General features: G+C 66.9%; 10 protein-coding genes. 2 read left to right on the top strand and 8 right to left on the bottom strand.

Annotated features, from left to right (window positions below):
• Nucleotides 1-139: 139 nt before the first annotated feature.
• Nucleotides 140-5,614, top strand: coding sequence for a glutamate synthase-related protein (locus P9A17_RS03880; protein WP_278037287.1), 5,475 nt, complete (start codon nucleotides 140-142; stop codon nucleotides 5,612-5,614).
• Complete coding sequence (locus tag P9A17_RS03875; protein ID WP_278037286.1) at nucleotides 5,611-7,350, top strand: sulfite reductase subunit alpha; 1,740 nt, start codon at nucleotides 5,611-5,613, stop codon at nucleotides 7,348-7,350. The genes P9A17_RS03880 and P9A17_RS03875 overlap by 4 nt, the downstream gene beginning before the upstream one ends.
• A gap of 19 nt (nucleotides 7,351-7,369) precedes the next feature.
• Here P9A17_RS03875 and P9A17_RS03870 read toward each other — a convergent pair whose 3' ends face one another.
• The 8 genes from P9A17_RS03870 to P9A17_RS03835 are packed head-to-tail and all read right to left on the bottom strand — an operon-like array spanning nucleotide 7,370 to nucleotide 15,468.
• Entirely contained in the window at nucleotides 7,370-8,731 is a 1,362-nt protein-coding gene (locus P9A17_RS03870; protein WP_278037285.1) for an amidohydrolase family protein, read from the bottom strand.
• A complete protein-coding gene (locus P9A17_RS03865) occupies nucleotides 8,728-9,339 on the bottom strand; it encodes a pyridoxamine 5'-phosphate oxidase family protein (protein WP_278037284.1) in 612 nt (203 codons plus the stop codon). Before P9A17_RS03865 ends, P9A17_RS03870 begins: the two co-directional genes overlap by 4 nt.
• Nucleotides 9,336-10,115, bottom strand: coding sequence for a creatininase family protein (locus P9A17_RS03860; RefSeq protein WP_278037283.1), 780 nt, complete (start codon nucleotides 10,113-10,115; stop codon nucleotides 9,336-9,338). Before P9A17_RS03860 ends, P9A17_RS03865 begins: the two co-directional genes overlap by 4 nt.
• Nucleotides 10,112-11,443, bottom strand: coding sequence for an FAD-binding oxidoreductase (locus P9A17_RS03855; RefSeq protein ID WP_278037282.1), 1,332 nt, complete (start codon nucleotides 11,441-11,443; stop codon nucleotides 10,112-10,114). Before P9A17_RS03855 ends, P9A17_RS03860 begins: the two co-directional genes overlap by 4 nt.
• Complete coding sequence (locus P9A17_RS03850; protein ID WP_278037281.1) at nucleotides 11,440-12,594, bottom strand: ABC transporter substrate-binding protein; 1,155 nt, start codon at nucleotides 12,592-12,594, stop codon at nucleotides 11,440-11,442. The genes P9A17_RS03855 and P9A17_RS03850 overlap by 4 nt, the downstream gene beginning before the upstream one ends.
• A gap of 14 nt (nucleotides 12,595-12,608) precedes the next feature.
• On the bottom strand, nucleotides 12,609-13,454 hold the full coding sequence (locus tag P9A17_RS03845; protein WP_278037280.1) for an ABC transporter permease: 846 nt from the start codon (nucleotides 13,452-13,454) through the stop codon (nucleotides 12,609-12,611).
• Nucleotides 13,451-14,221 (bottom strand): ABC transporter ATP-binding protein, encoded by a 771-nt coding sequence (locus P9A17_RS03840; RefSeq protein ID WP_278037279.1) that lies wholly within the window; start codon nucleotides 14,219-14,221, stop codon nucleotides 13,451-13,453. Before P9A17_RS03840 ends, P9A17_RS03845 begins: the two co-directional genes overlap by 4 nt.
• Nucleotides 14,221-15,468: a cytosine deaminase gene (locus P9A17_RS03835; RefSeq protein ID WP_278037278.1), complete on the bottom strand. Its 1,248-nt coding sequence runs from the start codon at nucleotides 15,466-15,468 to the stop codon at nucleotides 14,221-14,223. The genes P9A17_RS03840 and P9A17_RS03835 overlap by 1 nt, the downstream gene beginning before the upstream one ends.
• Nucleotides 15,469-15,601 lie beyond the last annotated feature (133 nt).

Genomic DNA, 15,601 nt, shown 5'->3' with positions numbered 1-15,601 from the left:
AGGTGACGTTTTCCACACCTCTCCGACCAGCCACTGCGGCCCTAGTTAGGTTAGGCTAATTTCTTTGCGCGCGCCCGGACCTCAACGTCGAGACACCCCAGCGGTGACGTGCCACGTGCAGCGTTGAGGAGATCGCCGCTTGTCGGGACTTTTTGATCCGGATCAGGAGAAGAGCAGCTGCGGCGTCGGGTTCCTGACCCGCAAGGACGGCCGCCAGACCCACGAGGTGATCCGCAAGCTGCACGAGGCGCTGTGCGCGGTACCGCACCGCGGCGGCATGTCGTCGGAGGGCGTCGGAGACGGCGCGGGCGTCAACCTCGATCTGTCCGAGCGGTTCTTCCGCGAGCTCACCGGGCGCGCGGACCTCACGCTCGGCCAGTTCGGCGTCGGCAACTTCTTCCTGCCCAACGATCCCGAATTCCACGCCGTGGCCGAGAGCGTCATCGAGAACGCGCTCACCGCGCAAGGTTTCGACATTCTTGTCAAACGCGATGTGCCGGTGGACAACACGGCGATCCGGCCCGCGGCGGTCAAGTACCAGTTGCCGATCCGGCAGTGGGTCTTCACGTCGGCATCCGATCGCAAGATCCATGACGCGCTGATCGCCATCGAAGCCGTCGCCTACACCAATCCCCAACTGCTGGGCCTCTATCCACTCTCCGTCAGCGCGCGGACTCAGGTCCTGAAGGGCCGGCTCAACTCGAACGAGGTGGTGCCGTACTTCACCGACCTGTCGGATCCCCGGATGGAAGTGCACTCGATGTTCTTCCACACCCGCTTCTCGACCAACACCGTGCCCAACGCGACGATGGCCCAGCCCTTCCGCCTGATGGCGCACAACGGCGAGCTCAACACCGATAAGAAGAACCGACTGTCCGACAACGCGATCGCGCGCGCCCGTAACCGCGCGATTGTGCGGCCGGTGGGGCAGTCCGACAGCTGCCGGCTGGATCAGACGCTGCAGAACCGGGTGCTCGAAGACGACCTGGACCTCATCACCGCCGTCGTCGCGATGATGCCGCCCGCCTGGGAGAACGATCCGACGCTGTCGCCGCAGGTGCGCGCGATGCTCGAGTACTTCAGCCTGTACGAGGAGAAGAACGACGGCCCCGCCGCGCTGATCTTCGGCGACGGCACCTACATCGGCGCACGACTCGACCGGCTCGGGCTGCGCCCCCTGCGCACCGTGGAGACGGCCGACTACCTCGGTGTCATGTCGGAGGCCGGCCAGGTCTACTTCCCGCCCGAGGAGATCATCCGGCGCGGGCGCATCGAAGCCGGTGGCATGCTCTACTTCGACCACCGCGAGCGCCGCTCGTACGGCACCGTCGAAGCACTCGAAAAGCTTGCCGCCAAACATGATTACCCCTCGATGCTCGACGCGGCCCGGGTGAATCTCGCCGACCTGCCCGCGGTCCCACCCGAAGACCAGCTCTCCCCCGCCCGTTACAACGGCGACCTGTCCCGCCATCAGCGTTACGTCGCGTACTCGATGAACCAGGAGACGTTCAAGTTCCTGATGGACCCGATGCTGGCCACCGGACAGGAGAAGATCTCCGCGATGGGTTACGGCGCGGCGATCAACGCGCTGTCCAATCACGAAGGCGGCATCGCCCGGTACTTCTCCCAGCGTTTCGCGCAGGTCACCAACCCTCCGCTGGACAGCATCCGGGAGGCCGACGGGATGACGCTGCGGGTGGCGCTCGGCGCCAAGCCCAACAGCGGCGCGGAGCCGGCACCGCAGATCGTCGTGCCGTCACCGATCCTCACCCATCTCGACATGCTCAAGATCCGCGACCAGAAGCACACACCGGTGCAGCGGTTCGGGTTGCGCTACCGCATCGACGTCAGTGATCCGGCGGCCAACGCCGCGGCACTGGTGGCGGCGATCGACGCACTGTGCGATGACGTCGAGGCATTCGCGCGGGCCACCGGAGGCATCGCCGTCGTCTCCGACCGGCACATCGAAAGTGGTTTGGCCGCAATACCGCTGACCATCGCGACATCCGCGATCAACCAGCGGTTGATCGAAGAGGGTCTGCGGCTGCGGGTGTCGGTGATCGCCGAGAGCGGTCAGCTCGTGTCGTCGCATCACATCGCCGCTGTGCTCGGCTTCGGCGCGTCGGCGGTGTATCCGCTGGGTGTCCAGATGCGTGCCGAGGAGAAGTTCGGGCCTGACGAAGAAGGAATTGCCGCGGCGTTCCGCCATTTCGCGAAGGCCGCCGAGAAGTCGTTGATGAAGACGATGGGGCGCGTCGGGCTGTGCACCGTCGAGAGTTACATCGGCGGCGAGTTCTTCGAGCCCAACTACCTCGACACCGCGGAACCGGTACTGCGCAAGTATTTTCCGAACGTGGTGACACCGGTCGGCGGCGTCGGATTCCAGACACTCGCCGACACCGTCGCCGAATGGCACGCTCGCGCGCTGGCGGTCAACGGCGAGAAGGACGTGCCGCTACTCGGCTTGTTCAAGGAACGCGCCGAGGGCGCGGGCCACTCCTACGGGACGACGGCCGTACGCGGATTCGTCGACATGACCGAGGAATCCATCTCGTTCGGCGACGAGGCGCGACCGGAGAACCCGGACATGGCCGACCCGGCGTTCCTGCGGGTACTGCCGCTGCATCGGCTCGAGGGTGCGTTCGGCCTCGACGACGAGGCCTACCGCAACAACAGCTTCGACGAGATGACCCCCCGGGCGATCAACAGCTTCGACATCACCCCCGGCTACCGCAACTTCGTGTTCGCGATGAATACCGAGCGCACCCGGCGCCCCGCCGCGCTGCGCGACGTCCTCGCGCTGCCGGCCGACGTCAACTTCCTGCACACCGCCGACGAATTCGTCTCCGAGATGGGGCAGTTCGCGCACTTCGGGAACAACAGCTTCCTCGTCCGGGGGTTGACGGTCGTGCAGGTCGGTGACGAGTTCACGTTGCGGCTGCACCACAGCGCGCAACGGCTGGAGGCTCTCGCGGAATCACTGAAACGCCGCTTCGGCGCCGACATCGCCGATGTCGACGTCGTCGGGGACCGGCTGTGGCTGCGGGCGCAGGGCGCCGCGCTGCAGTATCTGGCGATGGTGCGGACGGCACCGGATTCACTGCCGCTGTCCTCGGTGCAGGCGGCCGACGAGATCGCGGCCACGCTGACCTCCGGCGCGATGAGCCACGGGGCGTTGGTGGCGTCGGCCCACGAGGCGGTCGCGCACGGCACCAACATGGTGGGCGGACTGTCGAATTGCGGCGAGGGTGGTGAGCACATCACCCGCTACGGCACCATTCGCGGCTCCCGGATCAAGCAGTTCGCGTCGGGCCGCTTCGGTGTGTGGGCTGGCTACCTGGCCGATCCGATGCTCCGCGAACTGGAGATCAAGATCGGCCAGGGCGCGAAACCCGGTGAGGGTGGCCAGCTCCCGGCTCCGAAGGTGACGGTGCAGATCGCCGCTGCCCGCGGCGGAACCCCCGGTGTGGAGCTGGTCTCTCCGCCGCCGCACCACGACACGTATTCGATCGAGGACCTGGCGCAGCTCATCCACGACTGCAAGGCCGCCCGCGTCCGGGTCATCGTCAAGCTGGTGTCCTCGGAGGGCATCGGCATCATCGCGGCAGGAGTGGCCAAGGCAGGTGCCGATGTCATCAATGTCGCGGGCAATACCGGAGGCACCGGCGCCGCGGCGGTCACCTCGCTGAAGTACGCGGGCCGCTCCGCCGAGATCGGTGTCGCCGAGGTCCATCAAGCATTGGTGGCCAACGGCATTCGGCAGAAGGTGGTGCTGCGATGTTCGGGCGCACACCAGACGGCCAGCGACGTCGTCAAGTCCGCCCTGCTCGGCGCGGACAGCTTCGAGTTCGGCACCACCGCGCTGATGATGCTCAAGTGCGTGATGGCCAAGAACTGCAACATCAAATGTCCCGCCGGCCTGACGACGAATTCCGAGGCATTCGAGGGTGATCCGCGTGCACTGGCGCAGTACCTGCTGAACATCTCGCACGAGGTGCGTGAGATCCTCGCGACGCTGGGGCTGCCGTCGCTGCGGGTCGCCCGCGGACGCAGCGATCTGCTGCATCTGCTGGACCACCCGTCGAGCATCGGTCGGTTGGATCTGCGCGCGATGCTGGCCCCGGCCGAAGGTTTCGTCCCGGAGAACCCGATCTACATGGAGAAGGACTACGCGGTCGACGACGCGTTCCTGACTCAGCTGACGCTCGCCGGAGCGACGATGGCTCCGGTAGCGCTGACCAACCAGAACAAGAGTCTGGGTGGCCAGCTCGCGATCGACATCGAGCGCATGCTCAACCACCCCTCCTCCTCCAGCGATTTGGGCGTAGTTGGACAACCTCAGCGTGACGAACTACGCCGAAATCACGCAGTGGCCACCGACGACCGGGGCCGGCGCTACCTCACACCGGACAGCGTCGTCATCACCACCACCGGGTCGGCGGGACAGAGCTACGGACTGTTCTGCAATGACGGAATGACGTTGACGCACACCGGAACTTGCAACGACGGCGTGGGCAAGAGCCAGTGCGGCGGCACCATCGCCGTGCGCTCCCCCGGCGGCGGCTCCGAACAGGCCGGCGGAAACGTCCTCATCGGCAACTTCGCGCTCTTCGGTGCGTCCGGTGGCCGCCTGTTCGTCGAGGGCGAGGCCGGTGACCGTTTCGCCGTCCGCAACTCCGGGGCCACCGCCGTCGTCGAGGGCGTCGGCGAATTCCTGTGTGAGTACATGACCAACGGCGCGGTCTTCAACATCGGCGGATTCGGTAAAGGCGTCGCCAACGGCATGAGCGGTGGTTTCCTCTACCAGTACGATCCGGACGGCCAGCTCGCCTCGAAGGTCAGCGCGGATTCGGTGCTGGTGGCTCCGCTCGCCGAGGCTCCGTTCCACGAGGTCGCGGCCCGCACGCTGCTGGAATGGCACGCCGAGGCCACCGGCTCCGCGAAAGCCCGGGCACTACTGCAGGATTGGGATGTCACGCGCCGGCATGTCCTGTACGTGATGCCTCGGGCGCTGCTGCAGTACCAGGACGCCGATGCGATCCTGGCGGCCAAGACCCGCAAGGAACTGCTCGACGAGCTCGCCTCGGCGCTGGCCGGATTCCAGGTCCACAAGTTCAAGCGGTCCTACCGTGACAACACGACCGTCCTCGGCGGCGCGGTGCCCGGCTACGGGGACACCGACACCGACGAGATGTTCGCGCTGTTGAATACCTACACGGTGCTGAACATGGCTCAGCAGTTGGCACTTTCGCGGCTGAAGATCACCGACGTCCAGGATCCCCGCGTCGGCAAGACGGTGCGCAACCTCGTGCTGACCGAGGACTTCTTCCTGATCCAGAAGTTGCAGCGCTATGCCCGCGAGGCCATCGACGGGTTCACCGACGAGGTTCTCGCGGTGTTCATCGCCAACAAACGCATCAGCGACTACAAGGACGCCTTGTCCCAGCGCAACGTCTTGTCGATGGACAGTCCAGGCACGTACGGCTGGATCCTGTACCAGGACTCGAAGAACGTCGAACGCATCGGCCGGCTGCCCTCGTTCGAGGAACTTTTTGCTGCGCAATCGGTTCCGGATGTCGTCGCGTCGCTCGCCAGTTTGGAGACCACGCCGTGAAAATCGCCTATATCCCCCAGGACGCGCCGTTCAACGAGGACCAGCGCGCCTGGCTCTCGGGGTTCCTCGCCGGGCTGCACTCGCGGCTGGCGATGAACATGGCGCCACCGCCGCCGCCGACGTCCGACCAGTCGGCGCCGCGCCCGCCACTGCGCGTGCTGTACGGCACGCAGACCGGCAACGCCGAGGGTGTCGCCAACGATGCGGCCGCGGCGGCCAAGCTTCAGGGTTTCGACGTGACGGTGAGCGGGCTGGACGAGATCGAGCTCGACGAGTTCGCGGGGCTGAAGTTCGTGCTGATCATCACCTCCACCTACGGTGAGGGCGAGATGCCCGACAACGCCGAATTGTTCTGGGAGGCTTTGTCCTCGTCAGTGGCGCCGCGCCTGGAAGGCGTGTCCTACGGCGTGCTCGCGCTCGGTGACACCAGCTACGACGGGTTCTGTCAGGCAGGCAAGCTGTTCGACACCAGGCTCGAACAGCTCGGCGCATCACGGGTGACCAGCCGCGTCGACTGCGACGTCGACTACGAGTCCCAGGCCGCCGAATGGATCCAGGGCGCACTGACGGCGCTGGTTCCCACCTCGGGCGCCACCGGCACCCCGAGCACTCCGCCGCCGAGCGCGGTCGCACGGTCGGGGTGGACCCGCAAGAACCCGTTCGTCGCCGAACTGGCGGTCAACCGGCTGCTGTCCGGCGACGGCTCGGACAAGGAGATCCGGCACTACGAGTTCGCGTTGGCCGACAGCGGAATCGAGTACGACGCCGGCGACGCGCTGGCTGTCATCCCGGAGAACAACCCGGAGCTCGTCGAGGCGATCGCCGAACACTTCCGGGTGTCGGCGGACACGCTCGTCGACGGTGAACCGCTGGGTGAACTGCTCGGGCATCGTTACGAGATCAGCGCGCCGTCGCGGAACCTCCTCGGCGAAGTCGAGAGCCGCGCCGACAACGAGGAACTGTCGCACGTGCTGCGCGGCGGCGTGAAGGACACGCTGGATCGCTGGCTCTACGGCAAGGACATTCTCGACGTGCTGCGCATCGCGGGCGACGCCTTGAGCCTCGAGGAGTTCGTCGGGCTGCTGAAACCGTTGGCGCACCGGGCGTATTCGATCTCGTCGAGTCCGCTCGCACATCCCGACCGGATTCATCTGACGGTGGCCAGCGTGCGCTACCAGAAGGACGGCCGGATCCGCGGCGGCGTGTGCTCGACGTTCCTCGCCGATCGCGGTGGCACGGCCAAGATCTTCCTGCAGCCGAACAAGTCGTTCCGGGTGCCTGCCGATGACGGCACGCCGATGATCATGGTCGGTCCCGGCACCGGCGTCGCCCCCTTCCGGGCCTTCCTGCAGGAGCGCGCGAAGCGCGACGCCGGCGGACGCAACTGGTTGTTCTTCGGAGATCAGCATCGTGAGCACGATTTCGCCTATGCCGATGAGCTTTTGGGCTGGCAGGAATCGGGACTGCTGACGCGGCTGGACTTGGCGTTCTCCCGCGATCAGGCCGAGAAGGTCTATGTCCAGCACCGCATGCGCGAACACGGCCGAGAGCTGTTCTCCTGGCTGGAAGAGGGCGGGCACTTCTACGTGTGCGGCGACGCGACGCGGATGGCCAAGGACGTCGACAAGGCATTGCACGAAGTCGTCGCCGAGCACGGCGGCTTGGGTGTGGACGCCGCGACGGAGTACGTGAACTCGTTGAAGCGGGAGAAGCGGTACGTGCGCGATGTGTACTGAGCGCTGCGACAAGCGCGGCTTAGACGGCCGGACGGATCCCGGAGTGCGCGGCTGAGGCGACCATCCGCTCGGTGAGCTCATGATTGGCTTTGACGCTCAACGGGTTCGGTTCGCCGGCGGTCCACACCAGTTCCCCGCCCACCACGACCTGGGTGAGATTCCGCAGTCCGCAGGCCAGCACGTAGGTGGCCACCGGATCCCAGATCGGTCCGGTGTGGGGTGACGATGGGTCGACGACGAGGAAGTCGGCGAACTTGCCGACCTCGAGCGAGCCGACGCGATCGGCCACCCCGATCGCTGCCGCGGAGCCGAGGGTGTGCGCCGTGAGGACGTCAGCCGGCGTCAGGATGGCGGCATCGCTGTGTAGCGCCCGCTGGGAGAACAACCCCATCCGCATGTTCTCGAACGGGTCGGAGATGTCGGTGCAGGACTGATCGTCGACGCCCATGCCGACGGTGACGGCGTCACGCAGCAGCCGCGGTACATCGCAGAAGCCAGACCCCAGCCGCCCGTTGGACATCGGCTGCCACACCACCGATGTGCCGGTCTCACGCACCCGCGACACCATCTCCTCGGTCGGGTGCACGAAGTGGCCGAACGCGAATTCCGGACCCAGTACTCCTGCGGCGTCATACCATCCGAACTTCGACTGCTGGATCTCGATCTGTTCGGCGGTCTCGACGAAGTGCGCCTGGTTGGTGATCCCGTAGCGGTCCATCAGCATCCGCTCGCGCTCGGCGGTGGCCGGGGACGACGACCACTGCACGGCTCCGTAGACCGACCCGCCGAGGTTGAGGTCGGGCGCGACGGTGTCGAGGTGGCGCATCGCGGTGTCGAACGCAGCGAAAGCGTCGTCTTCACCGACCTGCTCGTCGTCGAGCCGCACGCTGGTGACGAATCGGATGCCGGCGTCGGCCAGGCCGTCGACCTGGCGGGTGACGAACTCCGACGGGTGGATGCGGGCGGCTTTGAGGACCGACTTGTCGTAGTCGAAGATCGAGATGACGCGGGACTGGGTGAAGTTGTACACCGAGGTGATTCCGGCGGCGAGATGGTCGAGCCCGCCGGCGAGCGTCATCCAGTACAGATCCTCGGCGTCGGAGCCGAGCAACATCTCGCCGTTGAGCGAAACCCATTCGTAGAGGGGGCTGCTGGCCGCGACCCCGCGCATTCCTCCGGTATAGATGTGGCTGTGCGCCGAGACGAAGCCCGGGGCGAGGAAGCAGCCGCGCAGGTCGTGGTGCGGCTGCGGGGCATCGGCGGGTGGCGAACCTTGCCCGATCCCGGAGATGCGCCCGCGCTCGTCGACCGACAGCCAGCCGAGAAACCACGGCTTCTCCCCGGCGACGGGAAGGATCACGGCATTGTGAAAGGTGCTCATCCAGGAAGTACTTCCGCGGTCCACGACTCGCCGGCGCGACGGAAGCGGGTGCGCTGCGACGGGCCGTCGGGGTCGCCGCGCCAGAACGTGATCTCACGCAGTTTGACGGCGAACCCGGTCCACGTCATCGGCGGCTCCAAAACTGGATGAGCAGAGTCGAATTCAGCCCACCGGCGACGGCGTTCATCGGCGGACAGCGCTGCCGCCTGCGCATCGTTGAGCCATGCCAGCAGTTGCAGATAGCGGGTCCGTTGCGCGTAGGTCTGCCGCAGTGCGTCGTCGGGCACGCCGTGGACATCGCCGTGCGCGGCGATCTGACGGCCCAGCGCCGGCCATGCGAGGGTGACCGCGGCGCGCGGTCGCGCGGCCAGTTCGGCGACTTTGGCGGACCTGCTGTCGGTGTGGAAATACACGGCACTGTCGTCGGCCTCGCTGAGCAGCACGTGCCGCACCCGCGGGTAGCCGTCGTTACCGATCGTGGCGAGTGCCATCAGTGCGGGCGGGCTGTCGGGAGACGGGAGCCAGCGCCGCAGAAGGTGAAGCGGGTCGATAGACAGGTATTCCTCGACAGCGCAATCGCTTCCGAATTCGACACTGCTGGTGATCACGGCCGGACCCGGCCCGGATCGAAGGACGCGATCTCCCCCAGAGATGCGACCAGCGCCGCCACCCGCTCGTCGAACAGCTTCTCGCCGATGTCGGCAGACGCCCCGGTGGGGTCGCCGATCACTCCTGACTCGGCGAAATCAGTGGAGAGCCAACCGAACTTGACGGTCTTGGTGAATCCGACGTGCTCGGCGTCGGCGACGGCGTCGGCCACTGACGGCTCGGCGAGTTCCATGTGCACGAGGTCGGGGCGTAGGTGCAGCATCATCGACGTCTCCGCCCAGCCCGCGTGGATGCCGAGCCCACGCTCGGTGGGCCCGGGTTGGGCGGGACCTGAGGCGAAGAATGTCTGGAGGTCGAACCGACGGCGCAGTTCTCGCGCGGCCACCTCGATCAGCGCGGTGTTGCCGCCGTGGGCGTTGAGGAACAGCAGGCGACGGACCGGCGTCTGCGCGATCGCGGCGCCGATGTCGACCAGGGTCTCGAACAGCGTGGCGGCGCGCAGCCAGATCGTCCCCGGCAACTGCGCATGCTCGTCGGACTTCGTATAGCCGAGGGCGGGCAGCAGCCAGACGTCGTGTCCCGCCGCAGCGCCTCGCTCCACGACAGCCTTCGATACCGCTTCGGCCACAATGAGATCGGTGGCCAGGGGTAGATGCGGCCCGTGTGGTTCGATCGCGCCGGTCGGCAGCACCAGCACCGAGTCCCGCGACAGCAGGGTGGCGACCTGTTCGGTGGTGAGCTCGGCGTAGCGCCTGTTCTGGACAGCGGAGGTCACATCCACCTCCCCGGGTTCAGCAGTCCTTTCGGGTCCGTGGTGGCAGCCAGTGCGCGCACGCGGTCGGCGTCGAGGTCGACGTACCACTGGTGCGGGGAGTGCACGCCCACGCCGAGTTCCTCCAGAGCGGCGACGCCGTCGATGACCTGCTGCGGGCTGCGGTAGATGCCGTTGAGCATCCCGAACATCATCTCGTGGCCGACCTCGAGGTGCAGCATGCCGCCCTCATAGACCTTCTCGACCTCCTCGAGCCGCGTCACCAGCGCGTTGCCCCGGACCTCCATGTGAAACCATGTGTCCGGCTGCGCTTTCTGTAGCCACCACGTCGGATGGTTATACGACAGTGTCGACAGTTTGACGGTTTCGGCGATCCCCTCACGCACCGCTTCGACCCGTCCGCCACCGCTGACCACCACATCGCAGGCCGCATCGACGACGCGCGCGTCGAGAATGCCCCGCACGCTGGCGCGGCCGGTGACGAGCGCCGGATCGTCGGGCAGCGCGTCGACGATCGTCGGTCCGTCGGCGGACAGCAGGCGCGGCTTGGGGTCCAGTTCCGCGACGAGCATCGCCGCGTCGAACGCTTCCCGATGTGAGCCGAAACTCGCGTAGAGGCAGCGCCATTCCTGCAGTGGTTCCACCCGGACCGCCGCGCTGACGATGATCCCGGCGACGCCGTAGGTGTGGACGAACGGTTGCGCCTCGTCCCCTTCGAGGTGGACGACTTCGGCGTCGTCGGTGCCGTAGACGATGTCGAGCGCGTCGACGAAGCCTTCGTGGTTGCGGCCGTGAACGATGGTGCCGGTTCCCGCCGAGCCGCCGCTGAGGAACCCGCCGAGCGTGGACTGCACCGTCGACGGGTACATCCACAGCTGGCTGCCGCGGTTCCACGCGGTCTGTTCCAGGTTGATCATCCGGGCCCCGGCCTGCGCGGTGATGGAACGGTCGGTGACGGAATGGATTTCGGTCAGCGACGTCATGTCGAGCACGAGTCCGCCGAACCGCGGGATCACCTGGCCGTAGTTTCCGGTGCCCTTGCCCCGCGTCGTGATGGGCACCCCGCGCGCGACCGCGGCGCGCACGATGGCGGGGACCACATCCGCGGTCCGCGGGTAGCACACCAGGTCCGGTGTCCCGAGGTCCTGTGCGGACAGGATCGGGCTCATCCCCGACCCGTCGCGCCCGGCCCGCTGCAGCGCCCGCGGCAGGAGGCTGACGCCGCGGGGACCGAGGATCGCGATCAGATCGTCGGCGAGCGCATCGACGTCGCCGGTGCCGAACTCGGGCCGTCCGTCGTCGGTGTCGACCGCGATGACGGGGGCTGTCACGGCAGGCTCACCGACGGATCGATGAATCGATTGGTGGCCACCGCCTCCGGCGCCAGACCGTCGGCGGGCGCGGTGCCCTGCTCGACGAAGATCGGCGCGGTGATGTCGATGACGCCCTGGATGCGGGCGGTGTCGAAATCGCCGATGGTGCCGTCGGGACCGTTGCCGACCAGCTTCAGGTCCAACATGGCCTGCTTGGCGTAGTCGGCGTTGCGCTGCGAGTACACCCAACCGGTGTTGTATTGCTCGACGGCGTCGAGGATGACGTCGTTGGCGGCCTGCGGCGAGGCCATGTAGTCGACGGCGCCGCGCTGCAGCACCGGGACGAGCTTCTCCAGGCACGCGGCGTTCGACTCGAGATCGGCGGATCGCACGGCCATCGCCGACTTGTAGATCGGATAGCCGACGTCGTGCACGAGTTGGTACTTGATGGGCTTCTTCCAGCCCTCGACCTCTTCCTGGTACACCTGCGGTTCGGAGCTTGCATAGCCCTGCTGGGCCGCCTTTCCGGCGTCGGCGACGAAGTTGGCCGGCGACCCGTCGTAGCTGCCGTCGGTCTGGTCCGGGGACAGGATGCCGGCTCCGGTCAGGTAGCTCATGTAGGTGGCGCCGTCGAAATAGAGGACACGCGCGTTGGGCGGTTTCAGGTCGGCGATGGCCTGTGCCTGCGGATAAGTGGCAGGGTCCCACATGATCATCTGCGGACTGATGTCGAGCGGGGCCATGACGGCCGTCGTCGGATTCGACTCGGAGTTCTGGATGCCCTGGTCGGTGTCGACGTAGCCGAGCAGGATTTCAGGATCGGCGTACATCTGCGAGGTGACCGACTGGAAGCCGATCGCCGGTCCGCCTGCACGGATCTCGATGTCGACGCCGGTGTACTGGCCGCGGTCGAACAGCGGGCCGACGACGCGCTTGTTCTCGGCGTTGATCTGGGCGTCGGGGCCGAGCAGCTGGTAGAGGTGTCCGTGTTCGGCCTCGGGGTTCCAGTCGGTCTGTACGACGACCTTCGCCGGGCAGACCTCTTTGAGGTTGACGGGTCCGATCCCACCGGAATAGCCGGAGGCTTCGGTACTTTCGTCGGACCCGCAGGCGGCGACGAACGTGATGGCGGCGGCGGCGAGCGCGGCGCTCGTGACGAGGCGATGCATGTTTACTCCTTGATCTAGGGGTGGTACCAGCGGCCGACGACGCGCTTGCCGAGCCAGCCGAAGAACCAGAAGACGGCGACGCCGAGCAGCGACGCGAGGATGATCGAGGCGAACAGTTCCGGTGCCTGCAGCCGCGATCGGTAGTTGTCGATCAGGATGCCGATGCCGGGATCGCCTTGCTTGAAGAAGAAGTCGCCGACGATTGCGCCGACCACCGACAGCCCGGCCGAGATACGCAGGCCCGCGAAGATGGCGGGCATCGCGGCGGGGAACTCAAGCTTGCGCAGGACAGTGAGGCGGCTGGGGCGGTGCAGCGCGAAGAGATCCCGCATCTGCCGGTCGACGGATCGCAGGCCGAACAACGTGTTCGACACGATCGGGAACAGCGAGATCAGCACGCAGACGAAAACCCGTGCGGTGAAGCCGAACCCGAACCAGAAGCCGACCAGCGGAACGAGCGCCAGGATCGGGATGCACTGCAGCACCACCGCGTACGGGAACAGCGCGTTCTCCATCGTGTCGGACTGGGACATCAGGACCGCCCAGATGATGCCGATGACGGCGGCCAGCGCCAGGCCGGTGAGCGCCACGGTCGCGGTCTTGCCCAGCCCTTCCCACATGTCGGGTGCGGCGTCGCCGAAGATGCCGTCGGTGATGATCTGGTGCGGGGGCGGCATCAGGAAACGGCGGCCGGGGTCGAGGAATGCGTAACTCACGACGTACCAGAGCCCCAGGACGAGCCCGAGCACCGTCAGCGGTGCAATTACGGCGATGATCTTGCGAGAACCCTTGCGGGGCTTGGGCCGCGATGTCCCCGTGACATCGGGTTCCGCCCGGACTTCCGTCTCGGTCGTGGTCATGAGTGTGCCTCCTTCAGTGCCCGCGAGATCCGGGCGGCGATCTCGCCGAACTCCGGCTCGAAGCGCAGGTCGGGCTTGCGCGGATACGGGAACGGCACGTCGATTTCGTCGACGATCGTGCCGGGCCGCCCCGACATCACCAGGACCCGAGAGGACAGGAACGCGGCTTCGGAGACGGAGTGGGTGATGAACAGTCCGGCAAAGGCTTTGACGGCGAACAGTTCGTTGAGCTCGACGCCGAGGCGTTCGCGGGTGATCTCGTCGAGTGCGGCGAACGGCTCGTCGAACAGGAACAGGTCGGGATCCAGCGTCAGTGACCGCGCGAGCGACACCCGCATCCGCATGCCGCCGGAGAGCATGTGCGGCAGGTGGTCTTCGAATCCGTCGAGGCCGACGGTGGACAGCGCAGCCGCGGCGCGCTGCTTGCGGTCGGCGGGCGGGACGCCGTCGAGTTCACCGAGCAGTTCCACGTTGTCCTTGACGGAGCGCCACGGCAGAAGCGTGGCGTCCTGGAACACATACCCGATCCGGTCCGCACCGCACTGCATGTAGCCGCCGGTGATGGACTCCAGCCCGGACGCCAGCCGCAGCAATGTGGACTTTCCGCATCCGGAAGGGCCGACGACGCTGACGAATTCGCCTTCGCGGACAGTGAGGTTCACGTCGTTAAGGGCGTGGGTGCCGTCGGGGTAGGTCAGCTCGGTGTGCTCGAACCCGACGAGCTGGCGCCCGAGCGTGGCGGTGGATGTGGTTTCTGGTGAGGTCATCAGTTCTCCACGGAGCAGAGGGTCGGGACGGCGGTCCAGCTGGTGGTCTCGGTGCGGGCGACAGGTGTTCCGTTGACGATCACGACGCGGTCTGACGGGGCGGTGGCGATCGTCTCGACGAGGTCGTCGCCGCGGACGGCGAGGAAGTCGGCGCGGGCACCGACCTGGGGACCTGCGGGTTCGAGGCCGATCGCGGTCCGCGCTGCATCGGTGACGAGCTGCATTGCCGCTGAGGGTGTTTGGTGGGCGGCAGTGACGAGCAGCGACGCGGTCTCCAGCGGATCGGTGCGGCCGACGGGGTTGAACGGGTCGCGGACGTTGTCGGCGCCGGCTGCCACCAGAACGCCGGCGTCGCGCAGCACGTCGATGGTCGTGATGCCCCGTCGCCCCGCGGACGGGCCGTGACGCCCCTGCAGGTACAGGTTGGTGATGGGTAACGCGATGACCGAGACGGACGCGCGGGCGAGTGCGCCGGCGACGCGGTGGAGGTCCTCGGGTGGCAGTGTGGACAACCGGCTGCAGTGTCCGGCGCGGCGGATGCGCCCGGCGGGCCAGTCGGCGACGCGGTCGGCGTAGGCCTCGATCGTCAGGTGGTCGCCGTCGAGGAACTCGTCGATATGCAGATCGGCTCCGACACCGTGCTTTTCGGCGATGTCGAGAAGCTTCGTCACCTCGGCAACCGGGTCGTCGGCGATGTGTGGCGCTCCCCCTACGAGATCCGCTCCGGCGTCGAGTGCCGCTTCGATCAGCGCACCGGGTGTGGCGGGGGTCGCAAGCACGACGAGCTGGAGGTCGACGAGTCCGCGCAGGCCGTGACGGACCTCGGCGAGTGCGCGGACGGCCCGCAGCGGATCGTCGTCACCCAGCACGTCGACGTGTGTGGCGATGGCGGTGATCCCGTTGCGCAGCATGGACTCCGTCGTCGCGAGGGCACGCCGCAGGAAGGAGTGCTCGTCGAGCTGGACACTGCCGGCGCGCCAGGCGGTGATCGCGTCGTGCAGATCGCCGATGGGCGGCTTGAGCTCCGAGTACGACAGCGCCTTGTCGAGATGGGCGTGCGGCTCGGCGGCCGCGGCGGTCAGCACGAAGTCGCGCAGATCGAGCCAGTCGGCGCCGATCTGCCGCTGTTCGTGCGGTCGGATGCCGTCCACCCGCGTGATGCCGTCGGCGTCGGCGGACAGGTCGATGTCCACGACGGACCCGTCGGACAGTGAGCCCGTGATACCTCGCGCAGGTGGTGCCTGCATGCGTGTACTCCGTAGCGATTGCGTGTGATTGCGCATCGTTGCGCCTGGCTTTGGTCCGCCGTGGCTGGGATCGGCAGAGTGTTGCTTCGAGTAGTCTGTTGACCACGTCAACATTCATCAAACGCGGAGTCTG

It is taken from the genome of Mycobacterium sp. 236(2023) (genome assembly GCF_029623955.1).
Classification (GTDB): Bacteria; Actinomycetota; Actinomycetes; order Mycobacteriales; family Mycobacteriaceae; genus Mycobacterium.
The sequence above is the reverse complement of the archived record's forward strand: the minus strand, read 5'-3'. Positions and strand labels throughout refer to the sequence as shown.